General features: G+C 47.9%; 21 protein-coding genes, 1 pseudogene and 1 other annotated feature. Of the genes and pseudogenes, 19 read left to right on the top strand and 3 right to left on the bottom strand.

All coding sequences use genetic code 11. The annotated features are described in order from the left end of the window. Position 1: 1 nt before the first annotated feature. The 6 genes from HPL003_RS22785 to ytfJ all read left to right on the top strand — a co-directional run bounded on the left by HPL003_RS22785 (position 2) and on the right by ytfJ (position 5,857). A complete protein-coding gene (locus tag HPL003_RS22785; RefSeq protein WP_043922490.1) occupies positions 2 to 1,126 on the top strand; it encodes an extracellular solute-binding protein in 1,125 nt (374 codons plus the stop codon). After that, positions 1,123 to 2,229, top strand: coding sequence for an ABC transporter ATP-binding protein (locus HPL003_RS22780; protein WP_014282136.1), 1,107 nt, complete (start codon positions 1,123 to 1,125; stop codon positions 2,227 to 2,229). The genes HPL003_RS22785 and HPL003_RS22780 overlap by 4 nt, the downstream gene beginning before the upstream one ends. 2 nt (positions 2,230 to 2,231) lie before the next feature. After that, positions 2,232 to 3,110 carry an ABC transporter permease gene (locus HPL003_RS22775; RefSeq protein WP_014282135.1) on the top strand — a complete coding sequence of 293 codons (879 nt, stop codon included), beginning with the start codon at positions 2,232 to 2,234 and terminating at the stop codon, positions 3,108 to 3,110. Positions 3,111 to 3,147: 37 nt separating this feature from the next. Beyond that, positions 3,148 to 3,969, top strand: coding sequence for an ABC transporter permease (locus tag HPL003_RS22770; RefSeq protein ID WP_043922884.1), 822 nt, complete (start codon positions 3,148 to 3,150; stop codon positions 3,967 to 3,969). A 100-nt stretch (positions 3,970 to 4,069) separates the two neighbouring features. Next, positions 4,070 to 5,263 carry an amidohydrolase gene (locus HPL003_RS22765; protein WP_014282133.1) on the top strand — a complete coding sequence of 398 codons (1,194 nt, stop codon included), beginning with the start codon at positions 4,070 to 4,072 and terminating at the stop codon, positions 5,261 to 5,263. Positions 5,264 to 5,365: 102 nt separating this feature from the next. After that, positions 5,366 to 5,857 (top strand): GerW family sporulation protein, encoded by a 492-nt coding sequence (ytfJ, locus tag HPL003_RS22760; RefSeq protein ID WP_014282132.1) that lies wholly within the window; start codon positions 5,366 to 5,368, stop codon positions 5,855 to 5,857. Positions 5,858 to 5,954: 97 nt separating this feature from the next. Here the strand turns inward: ytfJ and HPL003_RS22755 are convergent, their stop codons facing one another. Next, positions 5,955 to 6,695, bottom strand: a complete 741-nt coding sequence (locus HPL003_RS22755) for a protein-glutamine gamma-glutamyltransferase (protein ID WP_274378186.1) — start codon at positions 6,693 to 6,695, stop codon at positions 5,955 to 5,957. Between the two features lie 184 nt (positions 6,696 to 6,879). Between HPL003_RS22755 and HPL003_RS22750 the strand changes: the two genes are divergently transcribed. The 6 genes and pseudogenes from HPL003_RS22750 to HPL003_RS22725 all read left to right on the top strand — a co-directional run bounded on the left by HPL003_RS22750 (position 6,880) and on the right by HPL003_RS22725 (position 12,597). Continuing rightward, the gene (locus HPL003_RS22750) at positions 6,880 to 8,145 is read left to right on the top strand and encodes a D-alanyl-D-alanine carboxypeptidase family protein (protein ID WP_014282130.1); all 1,266 of its coding nucleotides are present in this window, start codon (positions 6,880 to 6,882) and stop codon (positions 8,143 to 8,145) included. Between the two features lie 40 nt (positions 8,146 to 8,185). Then, entirely contained in the window at positions 8,186 to 8,938 is a 753-nt protein-coding gene (locus HPL003_RS22745; RefSeq protein ID WP_014282129.1) for a nucleoside recognition domain-containing protein, read from the top strand. Between the two features lie 7 nt (positions 8,939 to 8,945). Beyond that, complete coding sequence (locus HPL003_RS22740; RefSeq protein ID WP_014282128.1) at positions 8,946 to 9,476, top strand: spore maturation protein; 531 nt, start codon at positions 8,946 to 8,948, stop codon at positions 9,474 to 9,476. 78 nt (positions 9,477 to 9,554) lie between these two features. Next, positions 9,555 to 10,313, top strand: coding sequence for a pseudouridine synthase (locus tag HPL003_RS22735; protein ID WP_014282127.1), 759 nt, complete (start codon positions 9,555 to 9,557; stop codon positions 10,311 to 10,313). Positions 10,314 to 10,423: 110 nt separating this feature from the next. Continuing rightward, complete coding sequence (locus tag HPL003_RS22730) at positions 10,424 to 11,140, top strand: response regulator transcription factor (RefSeq protein WP_014282126.1); 717 nt, start codon at positions 10,424 to 10,426, stop codon at positions 11,138 to 11,140. Position 11,141: 1 nt separating this feature from the next. Continuing rightward, positions 11,142 to 12,597, top strand: a pseudogene (locus HPL003_RS22725) (ATP-binding protein). Positions 12,598 to 12,812: 215 nt separating this feature from the next. On the opposite strand, the gene serA reads toward HPL003_RS22725, so the two are convergent. Further along, complete coding sequence (serA, locus tag HPL003_RS22720) at positions 12,813 to 14,405, bottom strand: phosphoglycerate dehydrogenase (protein ID WP_014282125.1); 1,593 nt, start codon at positions 14,403 to 14,405, stop codon at positions 12,813 to 12,815. A 260-nt stretch (positions 14,406 to 14,665) separates the two neighbouring features. Next, positions 14,666 to 14,916: a binding site (T-box leader), on the bottom strand. A gap of 184 nt (positions 14,917 to 15,100) precedes the next feature. Between serA and HPL003_RS22715 the strand changes: the two genes are divergently transcribed. Together HPL003_RS22715 and HPL003_RS22710 are read left to right on the top strand one after the other, a co-directional pair. Further along, positions 15,101 to 15,688 (top strand): type II CAAX endopeptidase family protein, encoded by a 588-nt coding sequence (locus HPL003_RS22715; RefSeq protein ID WP_014282124.1) that lies wholly within the window; start codon positions 15,101 to 15,103, stop codon positions 15,686 to 15,688. Next, positions 15,685 to 16,020, top strand: a complete 336-nt coding sequence (locus tag HPL003_RS22710) for a hypothetical protein (protein WP_014282123.1) — start codon at positions 15,685 to 15,687, stop codon at positions 16,018 to 16,020. Before HPL003_RS22715 ends, HPL003_RS22710 begins: the two co-directional genes overlap by 4 nt. 155 nt (positions 16,021 to 16,175) lie before the next feature. Here the strand turns inward: HPL003_RS22710 and HPL003_RS22705 are convergent, their stop codons facing one another. After that, positions 16,176 to 17,102 carry a polysaccharide deacetylase family protein gene (locus tag HPL003_RS22705; protein WP_014282122.1) on the bottom strand — a complete coding sequence of 309 codons (927 nt, stop codon included), beginning with the start codon at positions 17,100 to 17,102 and terminating at the stop codon, positions 16,176 to 16,178. A 93-nt stretch (positions 17,103 to 17,195) separates the two neighbouring features. On the opposite strand from HPL003_RS22705, the gene HPL003_RS22700 reads away from it, so the two are divergent. The 5 genes from HPL003_RS22700 (at position 17,196) to HPL003_RS22680 (ending at position 21,649) form a co-directional block, all read left to right on the top strand. Further along, positions 17,196 to 17,573: a hypothetical protein gene (locus HPL003_RS22700; protein ID WP_014282121.1), complete on the top strand. Its 378-nt coding sequence runs from the start codon at positions 17,196 to 17,198 to the stop codon at positions 17,571 to 17,573. 197 nt (positions 17,574 to 17,770) lie between these two features. Continuing rightward, on the top strand, positions 17,771 to 18,385 hold the full coding sequence (locus HPL003_RS22695; protein ID WP_014282120.1) for a genetic competence negative regulator: 615 nt from the start codon (positions 17,771 to 17,773) through the stop codon (positions 18,383 to 18,385). Between the two features lie 87 nt (positions 18,386 to 18,472). Next, positions 18,473 to 19,168 (top strand): glutamic-type intramembrane protease PrsW, encoded by a 696-nt coding sequence (gene prsW / locus HPL003_RS22690; protein WP_014282119.1) that lies wholly within the window; start codon positions 18,473 to 18,475, stop codon positions 19,166 to 19,168. Between the two features lie 265 nt (positions 19,169 to 19,433). Then, complete coding sequence (gene ypeB, locus HPL003_RS22685) at positions 19,434 to 20,816, top strand: germination protein YpeB (protein ID WP_014282118.1); 1,383 nt, start codon at positions 19,434 to 19,436, stop codon at positions 20,814 to 20,816. Positions 20,817 to 20,992: 176 nt separating this feature from the next. Further along, positions 20,993 to 21,649 carry a flagellar brake protein gene (locus HPL003_RS22680; RefSeq protein ID WP_014282117.1) on the top strand — a complete coding sequence of 219 codons (657 nt, stop codon included), beginning with the start codon at positions 20,993 to 20,995 and terminating at the stop codon, positions 21,647 to 21,649. The last annotated feature ends 53 nt before the right edge of the window (positions 21,650 to 21,702 follow it).

Here is a 21,702-nt window from a genome sequence, read left to right as displayed (position 1 = left end):
TATGTTCATGAGAAACAAGAGAAAATTCACATTTGCTTCCTTATTCCTTAGTCTGGCGGTCCTCATTTCTGCTTGCGGCAATCAGCAGAGCGGAGCGGGAACCGATACCCAAGCCAGCGGCGAACTGCCGAAAACGAATAAAGTGGTCATTGGTGTATCCGGCGGGGACTGGGAAAAAAATATCCGTAAAGCGGCATTGGATCAATTTCAAAAGGATACCGGGATTGAAGTGGAGGTTGTTACGGGTACGGATGCTGAATGGTATCCTAAGCTGAAAGCGGGCAATGGCAAGAATACAGCTTATGACGTGCTTGTTCTGCAACCGGACACCATTCAGCGGGCAACAGATTCCAATCTGTTGCAGCCTCTGGACACTAAAAATGTTCCTAATTTGGCTAATTTGTACCCTTCTGTTGAGGAACGGTTCACAAAAGACGGCAATGTATACGCGGCGGGCTTTAGTATGGGACAATTAGGACTTATATATCGTAAAGATTTAGTTAAAACCCCGCCGACCAGCTGGCTGGATTTGTGGAACCCGGAATATAAAGGTCATGTTGCGATATCCTCGCCAACTTATTCTGCTGGTTTGCAGTTCTTCTCCGGTCTTGTCAATGCCTTGGGTGGCAAGGAGAGCAACCCTGCTGACGTCGATAAAACCTTTGCCAAACTTGCAGAGCTAAAACAGAATGCTACGGCGTTCCCGGATAACTCCGGTTCCATTCAGACCTTACTGGAGCGCGGGGATGCGTGGGTTGTACCGTTTTGGGATGGTCGCGCGTTTGCTATGCAAAAAGCCGGGTTGGACGTTGGTTTTACGTATCCGAAGGATGGTCCGGTTGCTGCTGTGGCGAGCTGGGTTATTCCGAAAGGAAGTCAGAATCTAGCGAATGCCTATAAGCTGGTTGACTATTTATCCAGTCCTGATGTACAGAAATCATTTTCCGACCTGTCCTTGTATGGCATGACCAATAAAAACGTGAAGTATAGTGATGACCTGAAAAATAAAGTACAAGTCGGTGAAGAAGCCTACAAAAAGCTGAAATGGGTTGATTATACGACAGCAACCCCTAACTTGGCAGATTGGACCAATCGCTGGACACAGGCATTGGGAGGCGGCAAGTGAGTGGCATTCACATTGATGATGTGAGTCGTCGCTTTGGAGATTTTACGGCGCTGGAAGAGGTTCAGCTACAGGTTCGAGAGGGGGAGTTCTTCTCCCTTCTCGGACCTAGCGGTTGTGGAAAAACGACGTTGCTGAATATGATTGCGGGTTTTCTGGACCCCTCCACGGGACGAATTCTTATCGGAGAACAGGATGTGACCGGACTGCCTCCTTATCGGCGCGGTCTAGGTATCGTATTTCAGGATTATGCATTGTTTCCGCATCTTACGGTGTTTGACAACGTGGCCTATGGCCTGCAAATACGCAAGCTGCCTAAAAAAGAAATAAAGCGTCGTGTCGACGAGATACTGGCACTTGTCCAGCTTTCATCCATGGCAGATCGCAGACCTCATCGGTTAAGCGGAGGACAGCGGCAACGGGTGGCGATTGCGAGAGCCTTGGCTATTGAACCTTCTGTATTGCTGCTCGATGAGCCTCTGAGCAATCTGGACGCAAAGCTGCGCAAGGATATGCAGACAGAGCTGCGGACGATTCAACGCAGGACCGGAATCACTACCATCTTGGTAACACATGATCAGGAAGAGGCGCTCAGCTTATCCGACCGTATCGGCATTTTGGGGCATGGACGTCTCCAACAGGTAGGTTCTCCACTGGAAATATATCGGCAACCAGCCAATCGGTTCGTAGCTGATTTTATCGGGCAAGTGAATCTGTTCCATATCCGTTCAACGGGGGATGCAGCTTCGGGAGGGAATGTGCGCCTACAGGTCCAGCATTATGAACTGGCAAACGGTGCTCCGTTGATTCTGGAAACGTCTGTGCCGGATTCTGTGGAGGCAGCTACGTATATGCTACGTCCAGAGCGGATACGAATTTCCTTCATACCCGGAAGTGAAGGCCAGCCCAATCGCACACCGGGCATCATTCAGCATGTCAGCTATGCGGGAGATCAGGTAAGGTTAAAAGTAGCTCTTCCCGGTAAAGGGGAGTTACTAGTCGTTGCTCCTGACCCTGTATTCCCGACTCTTCCTGTTCAGGGAGACCCGTGTGAATTATATTGGGCTGCTGAGGATGTCATTCCTCTTCCGACGGAAGGAGGGTAACGATGGCACGAACAACGGCCGCTCGACGTACGAACTCATTTTATTGGCTTTTGCTTACCCCGGCACTGCTCTTTCTGTTAGCTTTTCTGGTTGCGCCGTTCATTATGCTGATTGTACTTAGTTTCCGGGAAGTAGATAGTTTATTGAATGTACTTCCTACGTATACGTTCGGTCAGTATATCCAGGTGTTCACGACAGGCGCATATATGACAATCATCCGGTCGACATTGGGTGTCGCGCTGCTAACTACAGTCATTTGTATCGTCCTGGCTTACCCGGCGGCATATCTGCTGGTACGAACTGAGAAACCGGGCGTACGCACATTCTTTTATATTTTGCTGATTTCGCCCTTATTGACCAGTGTGGTGATTCGTACGTTTGCATGGATTGTCATTCTGGCTCAAAATGGTCTGCTGAATGCAGTGCTGCTCAAGCTGCACCTGATTGATCAGCCGTTATCGCTTTTATGGAGTATGAAAGCTGTCATTATCGCTTATGTGCAGGTTATGTTGCCATTCGCCGTACTGCCTATTGCAACGTCTATGGGGGACATTCAGCCCAAGCTGCGGCAAGCGTCTATGAGTCTGGGAGCGGGGCGGATTCGAACCTTTTTCCGAGTGACGCTTCCGCTTACCTTGCCGGGGATGTTATCTGGTGCGGCCATCGTTTTCTCGCTTGCTGCGGGCAGCTATATCACGCCATTGCTCGTAGGGGGCCGTCTACAGCCTTTGCTGCCGCTGGCGATTTATCAGCAGGCCGTGCAGGTATTCAATATGCCATTCGCTGCCGCCTTGTCTGTAACGCTATTGCTGTTGGTCGGCATTGTGATTGCCCTGATCGGATGGATATCGAAGAGATGGGAGGCTAGGCTGCATGACTGATCCTTCAAGCAAGGCCTCAGTCCCTGTCGTCAACAACATGAACAAGGCAGGGCGCCCGTCACAGCGAAAACGCAAAATATCGGTGCTGACAACTCTAATTTGGGCGGCTGGTATTCTGGTGTATCTGTTTCTGATTTCACCCATTTTGGTTATTTTCCTGTCTGCCTTTAGTCCGACGGAGTATCCGCAATTCCCACCAACCTCTTTTTCAGTGAGATGGTTTCACTCATTGTTTACTAACAGTGATTGGGCATCGGCATTAAAAGTGAGCGGCTTACTGCTTCTTATCGTCACACCGTTAACCGTCATTCTGGGAACGGCTGCTGCTTATGCTTTGGGCCGATTAAAGTTTCGCGGTCGGGAAGCCATTCAGTCTCTTATGCTGTCGCCGCTCATGATTCCGCAGGTTGTGCTAGGTATTGCATTGCTGTATGAGTTTACATCCCTGGGGCTCATTAACTCTTTAGCCGGACTGGTCATAGGGCATATGGTCGTTGCCTTTCCATATGTAGTACGCACGGTAAGTGTGAGTGTGTCCGGGCTTGACCCCAAGCTGGAATCGGCTTCGATGAGCTTGGGAGCGGGAAGGCTGAAAACCTTTGTAAGAATTACGATTCCACTGATCAAGCCGGGGATTATTGCAGGTACGGTGTTCTCCATCGTGGAGTCTTTCGGGGAAGTGTCCATCAGTTTATTTGTATCCTCCCCTGGCAATATAACCGTACCTGTGCGGATTTTTAACTATATTGATCAGACATTTGATCCGTCTGTGAACGCCATCTCCGTTTTGTTCATTGGGGTTGCCGTTCTGGCCATCGTGATTATGGAGAAGACGGTCGGATTGACGAAAGTGATGTAAGCATGAGAAGAGAAGGGCAGGCAAAGGGCATATAGCCAGTAGTCTGTCCTTTTGTTATGTAGAATGATGGATGAGCAATTAAAAGAACGGAGGACCTAACATGAAAAATGAAAGATGGATTTCTCAGGCGGAAGCCATTAAAGAACAGGTTGTGGAGTGGCGCAGACATTTTCATCGCCATCCGGAACTGTCTTTTCAAGAGGTTCAAACGTCTGCTTACATTGAAGAACAGTTGAGAGGTTTCGGAAACCTGCAAATTTCACGTCCGACTCCAACGAGCGTTATGGCCCGACTGATAGGTGAACAGCCCGGTCGAATACTGGCGCTGCGCGCTGATATTGATGCATTGCCCATTCATGAGGAGAATCACTTCGAATTCGCCTCTCAAACAGACGATGTGATGCATGCCTGCGGACATGATAGTCATGCATCCATTCTGCTGGGCGTGGCGAAGATTCTTTCAGGGGAAAAACAATCTATCCGTGGAGAGGTTCGTTTTATATTCCAGCATGCGGAAGAACAGGTGCCGGGTGGGGCTGGGCAGTTGGTGGAAGCAGGTGTGATGGACGATGTAGATGCCATATTTGCCCTGCATCTGATTTCCTGGCTGGATACGGGGAAGATCGGACTGCTGGCAGGCCCGGTCATGGCGGGTAACGATGCTTTTGATATTACGGTTACGGGCTCTAGCGGCCATGCGGCTTATCCTCATCAGGCGGTCGATGCAATTTCGGTAGCAGCACAGGTCATTGTCAATCTCCAGCATGTGGTGGCCCGCCATATTGATCCGCTGCGCCCTGCGGTTCTGTCGCTAACGCAAATTCATGGTGGCTCTGGCTACAACTCATTTCCCGAGCAGGTGAAGCTTGGAGGAACGTTTCGCTCCTTCGATCAGTCAGAACGCGACCGCATGCCGGGATTGATTCGACAGATCATAGAAGGGGTCGCAGCCGCGCATGGAGCAACCTGTGAGCTGGATTACCAACCGGGGTATCGGCCGCTTTATAATGACTCGAAACTGGTGGAATTTGCACGTGAAGCGGCTGTCCATTACTTTGGTGCTGATGTGCTGGATCCAATGCAACCTACACTGGGAGCCGAGGATTTTTCCGCCTATTTGCAAAAGGCACCGGGAGCTTTCATTTACATCGGATCACGCAATGGGACAAAAGAAAGTAATTTTCCCCATCACCATCCGCGATTCACTGTGGATGAGGACGCTATGGACACAGGTTTAAAGATGCTTCTGTTGTTGGTTGATCGGTGGCAGAGCGTACAAAGTCCTCTTGACTAATGAATTACCGAATCGAATGGCATACATATTTCCTTGAACCCCTGCGCACAATAGCGATAGAAAAGGCAGTCTACGCTTGAACAAAGCAGAGGAGGAATAATCATGTCAGATCACCCGATTCAAGGGCTCATGCAAACTGCAATGGAGAACATCAAAGCCATGGTAGATGTGAATACGATTGTGGGAGACGCGGTGGAAACACCCGATGGTTCCGTTATTTTGCCGATTAGTAAGGTGGGATTTGGTTTCGCAGCCGGGGGCAGTGATTTTAATGTAGATGAAGAGGCGCTTCATACATCCTCGGCATCAGGTGCTCACAGCGGCAAAGAAGGACATCCTTTTGGCGGCGGTAGCGGTGGCGGGGTATCCATTCATCCAATCGCTTTTTTGGTTGTTGGCAAACAAGGTGCACAAATAGTTCCGCTGGATAATCAGACTCATCTGATTGAAAAATTGATCGACTCTACACCATACCTGATTGATAAAGTCCAATCTATCTTCCGGAATGCCAACGTTGATCTGCATACTCCACCCCCACAGGTACCCGTAGATGTTAACACAGGTCAAAATCACACTGGCCCGGCTTCTTTGTAACAGTTATTAAATAGGATTATTTGCACAGGAGGGTATTCTCAGAGCCAGCTATCGGCTAAGGAATACCCTCTTTTTACATACACTTAATATAATACTTTTATGCACGAATATACTGTCTTCCACCAATGCTCGCATGTATACGGGGAGGGTGCTCTTGTGAAGGGCTCAGTGCAAGTTCTTTTTCCCGGTTTCCTTCAGGGGCAAACTGCGACAGATAGGCAAAATCGGGGTAGATCACTTCATTTGTCAAATAAGCAGAAGTGGTGGCCCCCGGTCGTCGATGACGATTGAGTGAGTCGATGATGCCTTGCGCTGTGTGGATGCCAATCCCATGACCATAAAGCGAATCTTCCCTTAGCTTGACAACATTTTCTCCTTTCCACTCCGGCGTTTCGGGTGATACATCAGGATTGTTGAAATACAGGATATCGCCAGGAACAGCCTTTTCACTCCCTTGCTCCTGTATGAGTCTGAGATCACTGTCATAGTGCCAATCATACAGCAGCATATCGGCAAAAATCCGGTTGAATTCGCTTTCCAGAATAGAATCCAGCACTCCTTTGTAGAGCACAATGACCATAGCTGTCGCGCACTCAAAGGCATATTTATGCCCATTCACAAAAATATCCCTGATCCCCTGCGCCGGAGTGACATCTGCTTTAATCTGGAATCCGCCTTTCTCCGTCAATTCCCAAAATTGCTTGTTGCTGCGTGCTGTATCAAAGGTGGCGAAGGATGCACCGCTTCGATTCAAGGCTTCAGCTGCCTCAACAATCCGGGCTCTTAAGATCGTTTCAAACTGTTGCCGCTGCATGTTGTACCTCCATTCATTCGTCATGTTTAGTAACTATTATATATATGTAATCAGGAGTGCAAGTTGCCTATTTGCGTAGAAAAGAAGGCGGAAAAGAGGGACGATACACCATGTTCCCTAGAGGGATTTTCTGCTATAAAGGTGGACATACTTTGAACAGCTTGGACATAGAATGGTACAAGACTTGTTCAAAACCGGAGGAATCCAAATGTTTAAAAGAATGCCAAAAATCTACGAGGTAACCAGCCAGCTTTTGCCCATGACACGCGTTTTTGTGTTGTCGCTGGCACTGCTGCTCGTCTTGACATTGCCGCTCACACCGCTGAGTCCGCAGGCTGCTTGGGGAGCAGTAAAGAGGGAGGAATTCCCACCTGCTTTTACTACACATGCACAGGCTTCCTCTCTAATTGATGTCACATCAGGAAGAATCATATATTCCGCCGAGGGTGACAAAGAGCTGCGTATTGCCAGTCTGACCAAAATTATGACCGCGATCGTAGCTATCGAACATGGACGCTTGCAGGATCCGGTAAAGGTGAGTCCGACGGCTTATGCCAAAGAGGGTTCCTCGCTTTTTCTCCAAAAGGGTGAACAAATGACACTGGAAAATATGCTGTACGGCTTGATGCTCCGTTCCGGTAATGATGCGGCTTCCGCCATTGCTGAGCATGTGGGAGGGACGGAGGAAGGATTTGTTCATTTGATGAATGAGAAGGCGGTTGAGCTTGGAATGAGCCACTCCCACTTTGCTAATCCGCATGGACTGGATGCCGAGGGGCACTATTCCTCTGCCAATGATATGGCCCGGCTTACCGCTTATGCGCTGCATAATCCGACCTTTGCCCGCATTGTGAAGACGGAGTTAAAAAAAGCGCCTAATCCGAATGAATCATGGGATTATTCATGGCATAACAAGAACAAGATGCTAAGGGTCTATGAAGGGGCCGATGGTGTAAAAACGGGTTTTACAAAAAAAGCGTTTCGCTGTCTGGTCAGCTCAGCTACACGGGACGGTCGTCAGCTTGCCGCCGTTACCTTAAATGACGGAGACGATTGGAACGATCATGCCCGTATGCTCGACTACGGTTTCCGATATTATCCGCTCATTCCGATTACGGACAAGCAGCAGCCGATTGACGGTTATCCGCTGCTGACAGGCGCAAGCTTTGCCTATCCTTTGCATGATGGGGAGAAGGCGCAGCTGCACAAAAGATTGGTCCTGTATAAAAAGTCCAAGTATAACAGAGCTGACGTATCCTTCGGTTTGCGGGGACGTGTCGAGTTCCTGCTGGAAGGCCGGCTTATTGGCTCCGTTCCTGTGTATGATAAAGGCAGCTTGCTGCCCGCTCGAAGAAGCACAGTACAGCCACAACAGGAAATTCCGACTGCACAAGCTCCTGCAAGCGGCGGCATCCAAGAGCGTACCTGGACGAGCGGATGGAGCGAGATTTTAAGAAATCTGTTCGGAGCATAGGGGTTAGGTTACATTCATCGGTGAAAGGGAGGGATCGGCCTTGATTCATCTCATATGGGTGGCCCTGATTTGTATTGGATTTGTGTTTGCCGCCGCGCAGGGAAATATTGAAGTGGTGACCAAAGCTGCATTTGACGGGGCGGCCACGGGCGTTACGGTATGCTTTGGACTGATTAGTGTGCTTGTGTTCTGGATGGGTATGATGAAGCTGGCGGAAGATGGTGGGCTTTTGCAGAAAATATCCAAACTGCTCGCCCCGTTAGTAGCCTTTCTGTTTCCTGATGTTCCGCGTAATCATCCGGCAATGGGGTATATCTTGTCCAATATGAGCGCTAACCTGCTCGGGCTGGGAAATGCGGCGACCCCGATGGGCATCAAGGCGATGCAAGAACTGCAATCGCTCAATCCCGACAAGCAGACCGCTACACCTGCTATGTGTACGCTGCTTGCTTTGAACACGGCCAGCATTACGCTTATTCCAACCACACTGATCGCGATCCGGCTCAATTATCATTCCGCAAATCCGACAGAAATCGTTGGGACAACGCTGGTGGCGACTGCGATAGCCACCTTTGCCGCGATTGCGGCGGATCGCTGGTACCGTAGCCGGGAGTTGCGTCGTCCTCCAGCCAGTCCACCTTCCACATCATCATTGCCGCCACAAAAAACACAGGCACCACAGGGTACGCCAGTAGCTGCGTCCTCTCCGGCTACGCCGCCCGTTTCTTCACCTGCCGTTCCGCGATCAGGAATGACGGCTGCCAAGGGCAGAAACACCACTTGGAAAGGATGAGGGAGGCATGCTTTATTTCATTAACCTCGTTTCGACGTGGGCCATACCGGTTATTCTTGCTTTTATACCTTTATATGCTTATACCAAAAAGGTACCGGTCTACGATTCCTTTGTGGATGGAGCCAAAGACGGCTTCTCTACGGCCATCAGTATCATTCCTCATCTCGTAGGCATGATGGTGGCTATCAGTATTTTTCGAGCGTCCGGCGCTCTGGATTATTTGATATCCTGGGTAACGCCATGGATCAAAAACTGGGGCGTACCCGGTGAGGTACTGCCATTAGGACTGTTGCGCCCGTTGACGGGCACCGGCTCGCTTGCATTTACGACGGATCTGATCCGCACGTATGGCCCGGATTCCATGATCGGTCGTATTGCTTCGACGATTCAGGGCAGTACAGATACGACACTCTATGTGCTGACTGTATATTTTGGCGCAGTAGGTATCCGAAATGGACGTTATGCCTTGAAAGTGGGACTGTTTTCAGACGTGGTTGGTTTTGTGGCAGCGATTGCGATTTGCCTGCTTGTATTTTGATCCCTGCATTGATTTGTGAACGGGGGTTGTGATTTTGTTCATGGATGGGTATCATTAGCATGAGGTGAATTAGCGAACATGGAAAGATTGCAGAAGATATTGGCCCAGGCTGGTGTAGCTTCCCGACGTAAATGTGAGGAGCTTATTCAGGCGGGTAGCGTGGAAGTGAACGGGGTTACCGTAACAGAGCTGGGAACGAAGGCAGACCCTGATCAGGATATAATTACGGTAAAGGGTAGACCGATCAAAAGCGAGAAAAAAATCTATTTAATGATGAACAAGCCTAAAGGCGTGATTACGAGCGCTTCCGATCCGGAAGGCCGTAAAATTGTGTCCGACTATCTGAAAGGCGTTAAGGAACGCGTATATCCGGTAGGACGTCTTGATTACGATACTGAGGGGCTGTTGTTGCTAACCAATGACGGCGAGTTCGCCAATCTGCTCACCCATCCGAAGCATCATGTGCCCAAGACGTATGTAGCGACAGTTAAAGGCGTTCCACACGGAACCGAGCTGGACAAGCTGAAAAAAGGGATCGTGCTGGAGGATGGTATTACCGCACCCGCTGAGGTAGAATACAAGGATGTGGACCCGAACGGCAAAGAGTCTGTAATCCAGATTACCATTTATGAAGGCAGAAACCGGCAGGTCAGACGGATGTTTGAGGCCATTTCCCATCCGGTCATCAAGCTTAAACGGATTGCCTTCGGCGATCTTTTGCTGCAAAATTTGAAGCGCGGTCTGACAAGACCCCTCACCAAGGACGAAATCAACCGTCTCATTCAACTTGCCAAGTCAGACAACACGAAAAAGAAACGGACAGGACGGGGGTCATAACCCCGGCCTTTTTGGTGTAAAGAGAGCTGAATGAACAGAGTAAAGTTTGACCGGACACGGGAAAATAGTAAAATAGAGAGAATGCTTTTTTTAGCGAAGGGGCTGGGAATATGTCAGAACAAAGCAACCGCATATTAATTGTAGATGATGAAGAACGCATTCGCCGCCTTCTGCGGATGTATCTGGAAAAAGAAGGATATGAAATTGATGAAGCTGAGGATGGCGAAATTGCACTCCAGAAAGCGACTGCAAGCGATTACAGCATTATTCTGCTCGATGTGATGTTACCGGGCATGGATGGAATTGAAGTTTGCACACGTCTACGTCAGACCAAAGCTACACCTGTGATCATGCTGACTGCCAAAGGTGAGGAAGTGAACCGCGTACAGGGCTTTGAAGTCGGGGCCGATGATTATGTGGTCAAGCCTTTTAGTCCGCGTGAGGTTATTTATCGGGTGAAGGCGATTTTGCGCCGTTCGTCAGAAACTGCTTTTTTGACCAAGGAAACGGTGCCGAGCAACAGCATTGTTTTTCCGAACCTTATTATTGAGCATGATGCGCACCGCGTAAGCGCAGGTGGGATTGAAATCAGCCTCACTCCTAAAGAGTATGAGCTGCTGCATTATTTGGCTGTATCGCCGGACAAGGTATTTTCGCGCGAAGAGCTGCTGAAAGATGTATGGAATTATGAATTTTTTGGTGATCTACGCACGGTGGATACACATGTCAAACGGCTTCGTGAAAAGCTGAACAAAGTATCACCGGAGGCAGCGGCTATGATTACAACGGTTTGGGGTGTCGGCTACAAGCTGGAGGTTCCAAAATAACGTGAGCTTCTGGAGATCGCTGGTAGGCAAGCTGTGGATCACCATCATTTGTCTGGTAGGCTGTGTGCTTATTTTTCTGGGACTTTTTTTGTTGCCATACATCAACAGGAATTTCGCGGCGTATGAATCGACGGAAATCAAGCATTTGTTCACCTATACATGCATTGTCGGCTTTTTACTGACGACTTTTTTTTGCTCTGTTTCTTTTTACTAAAATTACGCAGCCTATGCAGCTGTTGATTCAGGCGGCGAATGCGATCCGTGAGGGAAGGTATGATACGCGACTTTCGCTGGTAACGAGTGACGAGATTGGCGAACTAGCGAAAACTTTTAATCATATGTCTACGGAGCTGGAAGCGACGATCCGCAGTCTGAATGAGGAGAAGAATCATCTGTCCAGCGTGCTGAGAAGCATGTCTGATGCTGTAATGACCTTCGATAGAAGCGGACAAGTCATTTTGACGAATCCGCCTGCGCAAAGTCTGCTAGATAGCTGGAAAAAGCTGGAGTGGCATGAGCATGATCAGGAGGAATTCGGAGTGTCTGTTACTGGCCCGTTGCTGCCGTTGTTCCATTCCGTTATGGACAGGGGAGAGGATGGCGGGGACTATATTCATGTAAAGCAGGGCTCTTGGTCGGTACAGATGGCGCCGTTGTACACGGATAATGTGATTCGTGGCGCTGTCGCTGTACTCAGAGACATTACGGAGGAAGTCAAGCTGGAGAAGATGCGGAGTGACTTTGTCGCAAATGTGTCCCATGAAATTCGTACACCGCTTTCCATGATGCAGGGCTACAGCGAGGCCTTGCTCGATGGAATGGCTGGTTCACCAGAAGAATCCGAGGAATTGGTACGGGTCATTCATGATGAATCGTTGCGTATGGGAAGACTGGTCAAGGATCTGCTTGATCTGGCTCGAATGGAGGCAGGTCATACAGACATGCACCGTCAGGAAGTGGATGTGAATGAACTGATCGAGCGTGTTCACCGTAAATTTACGGTGCGCTCTAAGGAACAGGGACTGATGCTCGATTATCTAGAGCAAGGTCAGCATCTACTGCTACCTGAAGCAGATGAAGACCGATTGGAGCAGGTGCTGACCAACTTGTTAGATAATGCGTTCAGACATACGCCCGGCGGAAAAAGGGTTACCATTAGTGCCGATCGGACTTTGGGGGAACGGCATGAGCTGATTCGCATTCGGATTAAGGATGAAGGTGTGGGCATTGCCAGTGAGGACCTGCCTTATATTTTTGACCGCTTTTACAAGGCAGACAAGGCCAGAGTGCGAGGCGTGGATAAAGGAACCGGTCTGGGGCTTGCTATTGTCAAAAATATTGTGGAGGCTCACGGAGGCTCTGTCTCCGCAGCCAGCGTATTGGGGGAAGGGACGGAGTTCACTATTTTGCTGCCGATCTCCAAAAAAACAAAGTCGGGCTCTGTAACAGGCTTGTAAGCCAACAGCAGAATATACCCCGGTTCGCAGGCATCCTCGGAAGAGGGTGCTTTTTGTTGAAAAATCAACATTTATCTTGTTCAACGTGGAACATTCAGCTTCCAAAACAGGTGCGTCTAATGATGGTTATGGATATATAAAAAAAGACGCCCGGCTCGCCGGGCGCCTCTGTTATTAAAGCAGAGCATGTTAACATGCTCTAACGCTGCTGATAATTAATCAAGTACCACTTCTTGAGCAGTATTCAGTTCAGGTAAGCCAACCAGTTGGATCAGCACGTCTTTAGGAACGGCTTTATCAACGGTCAGAATCATGATGGCTTCACCACCGACAATTTTACGTCCTACCTGCATGGAGGCAATATTCACACCGTTCTCCCCGAGCAGAGTGCCGACACGGCCGATGATGCCGGGTTTGTCATTGTGGGAGATGAGCAGGAAATGCGCTTCTGGTGCCACATCCACCGGGAACTGGTTCAATTGGACGATACGTTCGCCATAGCCTGCGAGCAGGGTACCCGCTACACGTTGCTCCTCGCCGCTTTGCATTTTGAGCGTGACGGTGATCAGGTTGGTAAAGCCCTTGGTAGCCGGAGCCTGAGACACGACAAGATGGATGTCACGTGTTTTGGCAAGGTGGACAGAGTTTACAATGTTAACATCGCTGCCCAGATGGCGACTGAGCACACCTTTCAAGATATAACGTGTCAGTGGTTGTGTATCTACAGAAGACAGATCACCTGCGTAATCCACCTGGATTTCACGTACAGCCTGATTCGTCACTTGAGCGGCAAAGCTGCCCAGCTTCTCGCCAAGCGAGAAATAAGGCTGCAATTGCGTCATCACGTTGGATGGCACCGGAGGCATGTTGACTGCATTTTTGAACGGCTCATCACGCAAAATGTGCAGCACCTGCTCAGAGACGTCGATCGCTACATTTTCCTGAGCTTCTACCGTGGATGCACCCAAATGCGGAGTAACGATAATTTTCGGATGGCTCAGAAAAGGGTGATCCTGTGCTGGCGGCTCCGATTCAAATACGTCAAAGGCTGCGCCGGCAACAATGCCTTCATCAATAGCTTCAACGAGAGCCATTTCATCGACAACGCCGCCGCGGGCACAGTTGATGATACGCATCCCTTTTTTCATCACTTCAAACTGCGGACGAGCAATCATATGCTTCGTTTCCGGTGTTAACGGTGTGTGTACCGTCATGAAATCTGCGTTGCGGATAATTTCGTCCACACTTGCCAGCTTGATGCCCAGCTTCTCAGCGCGTTCTTCCGTCAGAAACGGATCATAGCCGAGAATGCTCATGCCGAAGGCTTTGGCACGTTTAGCCACCTCGCTGCCGATGCGTCCCATACCGAGTACACCAAGCGTTTTGTTACGCAGCTCAACACCGAGGAATGTTTTACGATCCCATGTACCGTTGATGGTTTTGGCATACGCCTGTGGAATATGACGCGCCAGAGCCATCATCATGGCAAAAGTATGCTCACATGTCGTAATGGTGTTACCATCAGGGGCGTTAATGACGATAATTCCGCGTTGTGTTGCTGCTTCCAGATCAATATTGTCCACTCCGACACCGGCGCGTCCGACAACCTTGAGGTTCTTACCTGCCGTCATGATGCGTTCTGTTACCTTGGTTTGGCTACGAACGAGCAGTGCATCATAGTCACCAATAATTTGAACCAATTCGTCCTCGCTGAGACCTGTGTTCTTGTCCACCGTGACATCGTCTGCATCCATCAGTTGCTGGATGCCCAGGTCACTGATCGGATCGGATACTAACACTTTAAACATTTGGTTTCCTCCTCAAAGTTAACTTCTTTTATGGACAGGATGTACTTCAACTGAAATACATTCCATAAAGAACGTGAAAAAACTTGAAATGCTTCTGAAAAACAGAAGATCGCGGACAGCACTAACGTGATAACGCATTGACGCAGAAAAGGGGTAAAATAGCATTTGGCACCAAGTTGATGGTTAAAAAGGTCATATGCAGAACCGCTTTGCGGTTTGCGGGCATCAAAAAAACTCCCGAATCACATACTATCTCCATAGTAAGGGACGAGAGTTTATCGTGGTACCACCCTAATTCGCAGCCGTTTCGCAACGGACTGCCTTCAGCGGTCATAAATATGACCGAAAGGATAACGGTTTTCTGCCGATTGCATCTAATGCCGGGAATCATCCCGAGGCTTCGGTGCAATAACTCAGGAGCGCTGAAAGTAATTACTCCGCCACCGGCTTCCACCCAAGCACCGGCTCTCTGAGGACGAAATCAATACCTTTTCTCCATCATTGTTGTTGTCGCTAATAATTTTTTCATAATGTATCATGGCTTACATGGACATGTCAATAGGACATCTGACATGCGTGGACGCCGGGCCAGATACATAGCTACTGAATGCAGAATAATAAGTTTTAAGCCTTCTTGAATCCGTTCGACTTTTTGGCTATGATGCTTAAGAAGACTATGCAGAGGACTAACTACTATGAAAAAGCTTAAAGTGAAATGGAAAAGAGCGCAAATTCATGAATTGAATGACCGCTTGCTGCTTTACAATTTGTATCTAACCCAGGGACTGACTCTGTTGGTCGGTGCAATCTGGATTATTTTTCAGAAAAGAAATGTGCTGAAGCTGTTTGCGTGGCCGAGCAGTTTGCATGTTTTATGGTGGGGGTTGGGACTGGCTGCGGCTATGCTGCTGGTGGACCTGCTCCTGTCGCGGGTTATGCCCGAGGATGCTATGGATGACGGGGGCATTAATCAGATGCTGTTTCAAAACCGACCCATCTGGCATATTGTATGCATAGCAGCCATTGTTTCGATCTGTGAGGAACTATTGTTCAGGGGGGCGATTCAGTACAGCTTCGGGCCTTACTGGACAAGCATCTTGTTTGCGGTCATCCATATCCGGTATTTGCGGCATTGGATTCCGACAGGTTGGGTTTTTCTGAGCAGTTATGGTTTGGGTTACATATATGTGCAGACCGGCAGCCTGTGGGCACCGATCATTTGTCATTTTGTGATTGACCTCATATCCGGTTTGGCGCTACGTTTTCGGAGGTATGAAGCATGAACCAGGAACTTAGCAGAGTGCAGACTTACGGCAGCCGCCGAAATGGACGCAAAGGCAAGGAAGATAACAGTCCAAAACCAGTTCGCTCCCGTGCTTCACGGCCCGTACCGGAAATGGCTCACGTTGCTGCTGCACCGGAAGTTGCTGTGACGATGGAGGATGATGCTCCTGTCAGCGAGTACAAGACACGGGCAGAAATGTTTCCGTCCCGCCGTATCCGGGTGAGTAAGTGGTTTTTGAATTTTTTGAGCACACTTTTTGTGCTCATTACAGCAGCATTGCTGTGGTGGGGCATCAAAGGGGCACCGCCCATTAGTAAAATGCTCTGGTAATTATCAACCTGTGTGATCACTTGTGCGTAGAGTTATTTACAGGCACAGGCTTGCAAATGGTATACTAAAAGAGCCTCCTTATCCGCTTATGACTTGCGGGAAATGGAGGCTCTTTTGCAATCGTTTAGGATCGGTAATAGAAGCACAAGGGCCTGTTAGCTGGCAGGCACCTCAATGCTTTGTGGATCGACAAATTGGTAACCCTTTTGCTCCAAACGGGTCAACAGGCTATCCAACGCTTCTGCGGTCCATGGCAGCTCATGCATTAAAATATTGCTGCCTGGATGCAATTGCTCCGTCACATTCTTGAGAATTGCATCGGTTTTATTCGGCTGACTCTTTTTCATTGTCCAATCGAGCGAACCAACGGACCATGTCATATATAAAAGCCTGTTTTCCTTGGCGACCTTGCGGCCGACATCCCCACCTGCACCATGAGGAGGACGGAAGAATACCGGCGTTTGACCCGTTGTGTCCTTAACAATTTTTTGCACCGATTCAATTTGCTTCTTCACTTCGGCCTCGGATTTGTTCTTTAGCACAATGTGATCCCAGCTATGGTTACCAATGAGCTGACCGCGGTCATGAATGAGCTTGAGCAGCTCAGGGTGCTCCTTCACGCGGTAACCGTTTACGAAGAAAATGGCTTTGGCCTTGTGCTTGTCCAGTATATCAATGATTTTGTTGATCATGACCGCTTCCTTGGGTCCGTCGTCAAAGGTCAGTAAAACAACCTTTTTCTCCATCCCTTGCTGGTTAGGAACCACGTTGTAAGCCTTGTCCAAATGATACGTTTTGTTAACGGTAGCCGTTGAATTTGTAGCCTCGTTGCTGTCGGCGACGGCCTTGCCAGTTTGCGGCGTTGTTTGGGCTGTTAAGTTGTTACCATGATTACTGCCTGCTTGCTCACTGCTGTTGGTTGGGGAAGAAGCAGTACCCTGCCCTTTGTCTGTGTTGTCACTGGTTTCAGACGTTGCCTGGTTCTGATTATTGCTTGTGGCTGCCGATTCTGGCTTGGCCGCAGTGCAAGCACTTAGCAGCAGACATGCGGTCAACAAAATGGCTGCTGTTTTTGTACCCATTAATTCATCTCACCTTCCTGTATTTATACCGTATGAGTTTGTCTCTGCTGACGAACACTATGCTTGATTCTACCACAAAGGGAGGTTCTAATTGTGAAAACATCTTCATTTTTCCTGGGAATCGTTTTGGGCGCAGTGGCGAGCACTATGATCTCCCGTAACCGCAGTATGTTAGGCTTATCTATGGACATGGATGGAAAAAAAGGCGGTAATCTGGTTCAAAAAGCCCGTACCAAAATGATGGACGCAGCGTTCCCCGGAATGGGTGATATTACACTTAACAAGCAAGACACCCATAAGGATCACGATCACAGTTCCACAGCAGATAAAACAGCTCATAGCGCCCATGCAGCCCAAACTAAAGAAGAAAATATGAAGCTGATTAAAGATTTTATCAGCACCAGTCCCGATGTTAAGCGTGAGGTCGAGCAAATCCTGAAAGAAACTCATACAGCCGTACCGGGTTTGTAACCCGGAACCTCTATCCCGAATCATTTTGCGGCTTTTTTGTAAAAGCCGTTCAAATGATTCTTTTTTTTATCATTTTTATTGCGTGCATTTACGATTATAAAATGATAACATGATTACATAGAACCATTTTCTTCACAAGCACCATAAATGCATCATAATCTGTTAATAACACTCGGCTGCCAGGAGGAGGGTCCAGTATGAAAATAGAAAGATTAAGTCAGGACAAGATACGGATTTTCCTTACCTTTGACGATTTGAGCGAACGCGGTATTCAAAAAGACGACATGTGGCAAGAGATTCCAAGAGTTCATGAGCTGTTCACCGAAATGATGGATCAGGCATATAGTGAGCTGGGCTTCGACGCCACAGGGCCTTTAGCTGTCGAAGTATTTGCGCTTCCTGCTCAGGGCATGGTAGTTATCGTCACTCGAGGGAAATACGATCATCAGCAATATGGTTCGGGCCCCGATGATGAGCTTCCGGAGGAAGTATATGAAATGGAAGTTACGCTGGAGCACAGCGATTCCATCGTCTACGCGTTTAGCGATTTCGAAGTACTCATAGAAGCGGCTCACATGCTCCGTAGCAACACCACGGATGCAGGTAAGCTGTATCATTATAGAGGAAAATGGATTCTGCATTTGGAACCGGAAGAAGTGGAAGAGCCCAAGCTTGCGGCCTTGATCGCGGTTCTTGCTGAATTTGGGGAAGGCTCATCCGTAACTCCGGCAATGCTGGAGGAGTATGGCAAGCTGGTCATTCCTGAACAGGCGATTGACGTCATCTGCACTCATTTTGACAGCCGCTCTTAATGAGGCTTAAAGAAAAGTAATATCGAAGTGACTTTGTCGGCTCTGCGCTGAATGCAGGGCCGACTCATTTTTATGGAGGGATGATCGGTGCTTCTGTTTTCTGTTTTAGCGGCAGCAACTGCGCCGGGTCTCGCCTTATTAATGTATTTTTACTTGAAGGACAGATATGAATCCGAGCCGCTGCACATGGTTATCAAAGTGTTTTTGCTCGGCTTTTTGGTGGTACTGCCTGTCATGATTTTTCAACGTGGGTTAATGCTTTGGCTGGGGGATAACACGTTAATTCAGGTGTTCGGCATTTCGGCCGGAGTGGAAGAGTTTTTTAAATGGTTTTTGCTGTACCACTTTATATATAATCACACCGAGTTCGATGAACCTTATGACGGTATTTTGTATGCTGCCGCAATCTCCCTTGGGTTTGCAACAGTTGAAAATCTGCTGTACGCATGGGCAGGCCACGCTTCTGTTAGTATGATGCTGATGAGATCATTGCTTCCGGTATCCGGTCATGCGATGTTTGGAGTCATGATGGGCTATTACATGGGGAAGGCCAAGTTTTCAGAGGACTGGAAAAGCAAATATATGTTGCTCCTGTCATTGGTACTTCCGTGGTTCTGGCATGGCATATATGACCTAATTCTGACGACAATTTCGCATGACTGGATCTGGTTTATTATTCCTCTGATGGCATTCCTCTGGTATGGAGGGATGGCGAAAATCAGTAGAGCTAACAACCGTTCTCCATTTCGACTGTTCAAACGGGAAGAAAAGGTTAATATGTAACAAATTAGGGCACACTGATCTGACAAACCTGTTAGAGAAAGAGGTGTCTTTTTTTTGCGTATTAAAGTGAGGATACATTGTAAAAGGTGTGGTGAACGTTTCGTCCTGAGAGGACGGATGGAGCAAGGGAGTGTTCAGACCGGATTTAAGCGCTGTATTTGCAATCACTGTGAGTTTATTATCGAAGTCATGGAAAACCATGCATAAGAGAGCATTCTTCTTGTCACACTATCGTTAGTGTACTTGAAGAAAGGAGACTCCCAATATGTATAGACGACTTAGTACCGTAATGTTTCCGATTGTTACCCTGATTATGATAGGAGCATTTGTGTGGGGTTATCGGGAAAGCCAGATGAGAAAAGAGGTGTCTCTTCAGGCGAAAAGCATGTCGATTAAAGCGGAAAATCAATATCAGCGTGCGTTTCATGATTTGTCGTTTCATATGGATCAACTGCATTCCCAACTTGGTAACGCGGTTGCTGTCCATAATACTTCACACGCGATGCATCGCAAATGTCTGATGAATGTGTGGAGAATTACAAGCGAGGCCCAAAATGAGGTCAACCAGTTGCCGCTTAATGTGATGCCTTTTAACCATGCCAAGGATCTGTTGTCACATCTATCTGCATTTTCGTATCAGACTGCCGTACGTGATCTGGACCACGAGCCTTTAAATAAGAAAGAAATATCAAATCTAAAAACGTTATATAACAATTCAAAAGAAATTTCGAAAAACATGCACGAAGTTCGGCAAAAAGTCCTTAGCAAAAACTTGCGATGGACGGATGTGGAAATGGCGCCAGGTTCACAAACGGGTCCAAAGGATAACACCATTATGGATGGCTTTAAAACCGTGGACAAAAAGGTGGAGGGCTATAAAGAGCTGGATTGGGGACCTTCTGTAGCCAGCATTTATAACAAGCGCTCTGTGAAAAAATTGAATCTCCCGGTCGTGGATGCGGGACAAATTAAGCGGAATGCTGCCAAGTTTACGGGAAAACCGGAAAGCCAGATTCGTGTACACGAAAACGGTAAAGGAACGGAGTGGGCGTCATATACGGCCACCTTGTATAACAAGCAGAAGCCTGTAGCATCCATGGATTTTACGAAAAAGGGCGGTAAGATCATTTCTTATCATGATATGAGAGAAGTCGGCCCTAAAAAAGCAACCCGCAATGAAACGATTCGCTTTGCAAGTCAATACCTTGAACAAAAGGGTTACAAAGGAATGAAGCCTGTTGCTTATGATGAAAGAGGAAATTTAGCTAGCATTACATTTGCAAGCCTACAAGGGGACGTGATTATCTACCCTGAAAAAATCACAGTTAGATCCGGTCTTGATAACGGGCAAGTGATCGGTTTTCAATCAAGTGACTACGTGTACGAGCACAGCCATCTCCGCCGTATTCCGAAGCCTAAGCTGGATGTGAAGGCAGCGCGTGCGAAACTGAATCCTGAGTTTCGTGAAACTTATCACCGGAAAGCACTGATTGAAAATGAACTATCCAAAGAGGTCCTGTGTTACGAATTTGGAGGGAAAATTAACGGTTCCGTTTACCGAATCTACATTAACGCTGATACGGGGATGGAAGAAACGATTGAGCAAGTTAAAGATTCGGACGAACCGGCTTCTGGAAGTAATGTTTAAGTGTAAATAGGGTAAATACGTAAAAATGAACCATTAGTCACAAAAAACTTCCTTCACTAAGGAGGTTTTTTGTGCTTTTGACATGGTTATAACAAATATAATGCTTAAAATAGGCACAAAGTCGTGGTATTATGTACCTTATTAAAGCATTTAAATGGACAAGGATGGTGAGCGAGTTGTTTCCTAAAATTAACGATGTGCTATACATACAAGTGGCTGGTACCGATCATGCGGACGAACATTTTGAATTTAAGTCACGTATTGCGGAAGAGGAGTCCCAGAACTTTCTAATAGAAATACCCATGTCTCAAACGAGCGGGCAACTGAAAAAACTGTTTTTAGGAGAAGAACTGTCGATATTTTTTATGAGCGAGGGCGGGATAAAAAACTATTTCAATACCCACGTTACCGGCTTTAAAGAAGATGTGCTCCGGATGGTCCGCATTCACAAGCCTGCCCCAGACAGCATCAGCAAAATTCAGCGTCGAAATTTTCTACGGGTTCAGGCCAACCTGGAAATAGCGGTAAAGTATGGATCAAACGAATCAAGGTTTGTAGCTGAGACGCATGATGTGGGAGGTGGAGGCGTTTCTTTTCAGACTCAAGGATCACATCACCTGGAAGAAGGTGAATCATTGTCCTGCTGGATTCTGGTCCCTTATAAAAATGGAACTCAGGAGCATGTCCCGTTCCAATCCGAAATTGTACGTATTCAGCAAATGGAAAACGGTCGCAGGCTGATCATGCTGAAATATGAGAAAATTGCTGATCAGGAGCGCCAAAAGCTCATCAAATATTGCTTTGAGCGTCAGTTGGAATTCCGGGCGAGATAGCAATCATCCCGGTTTATTCTTTTTTTGTTAACCTGCCGTTCATTTTGCATCAA

Source organism: Paenibacillus terrae HPL-003 (assembly GCF_000235585.1).
Classification (GTDB): Bacteria; Bacillota; Bacilli; order Paenibacillales; family Paenibacillaceae; genus Paenibacillus; species Paenibacillus terrae_B.
This window is presented reverse-complemented; position numbering and strand designations above follow the sequence as displayed.

Bases quoted from the DNA above. Each gene is read 5' to 3' on its own strand.
- HPL003_RS22715 (WP_014282124.1), top strand. From the start codon at position 15,101: ATGAAAAAGCTTAAAGTGAAATGGAAAAGAGCGCAAATTCATGAATTG.
- HPL003_RS22740 (WP_014282128.1), top strand. From the start codon at position 8,946: ATGCTTTATTTCATTAACCTCGTTTCGACGTGGGCCATACCGGTTATT.
- HPL003_RS22775 (WP_014282135.1), top strand. From the start codon at position 2,232: ATGGCACGAACAACGGCCGCTCGACGTACGAACTCATTTTATTGGCTT.
- HPL003_RS22710 (WP_014282123.1), top strand. From the start codon at position 15,685: ATGAACCAGGAACTTAGCAGAGTGCAGACTTACGGCAGCCGCCGAAAT.
- HPL003_RS22770 (WP_043922884.1), top strand. From the start codon at position 3,148: ATGAACAAGGCAGGGCGCCCGTCACAGCGAAAACGCAAAATATCGGTG.
- HPL003_RS22735 (WP_014282127.1), top strand. From the start codon at position 9,555: ATGGAAAGATTGCAGAAGATATTGGCCCAGGCTGGTGTAGCTTCCCGA.
- serA (WP_014282125.1), bottom strand. From the start codon at position 14,405: ATGTTTAAAGTGTTAGTATCCGATCCGATCAGTGACCTGGGCATCCAG.
- HPL003_RS22750 (WP_014282130.1), top strand. From the start codon at position 6,880: ATGTTTAAAAGAATGCCAAAAATCTACGAGGTAACCAGCCAGCTTTTG.
- HPL003_RS22705 (WP_014282122.1), bottom strand. From the start codon at position 17,102: ATGGGTACAAAAACAGCAGCCATTTTGTTGACCGCATGTCTGCTGCTA.
- HPL003_RS22765 (WP_014282133.1), top strand. From the start codon at position 4,070: ATGAAAAATGAAAGATGGATTTCTCAGGCGGAAGCCATTAAAGAACAG.
- HPL003_RS22785 (WP_043922490.1), top strand. From the start codon at position 2: ATGTTCATGAGAAACAAGAGAAAATTCACATTTGCTTCCTTATTCCTT.
- HPL003_RS22755 (WP_274378186.1), bottom strand. From the start codon at position 6,695: ATGACGAATGAATGGAGGTACAACATGCAGCGGCAACAGTTTGAAACG.
- ypeB (WP_014282118.1), top strand. From the start codon at position 19,434: ATGTATAGACGACTTAGTACCGTAATGTTTCCGATTGTTACCCTGATT.
- ytfJ (WP_014282132.1), top strand. From the start codon at position 5,366: ATGTCAGATCACCCGATTCAAGGGCTCATGCAAACTGCAATGGAGAAC.
- HPL003_RS22695 (WP_014282120.1), top strand. From the start codon at position 17,771: ATGAAAATAGAAAGATTAAGTCAGGACAAGATACGGATTTTCCTTACC.
- HPL003_RS22730 (WP_014282126.1), top strand. From the start codon at position 10,424: ATGTCAGAACAAAGCAACCGCATATTAATTGTAGATGATGAAGAACGC.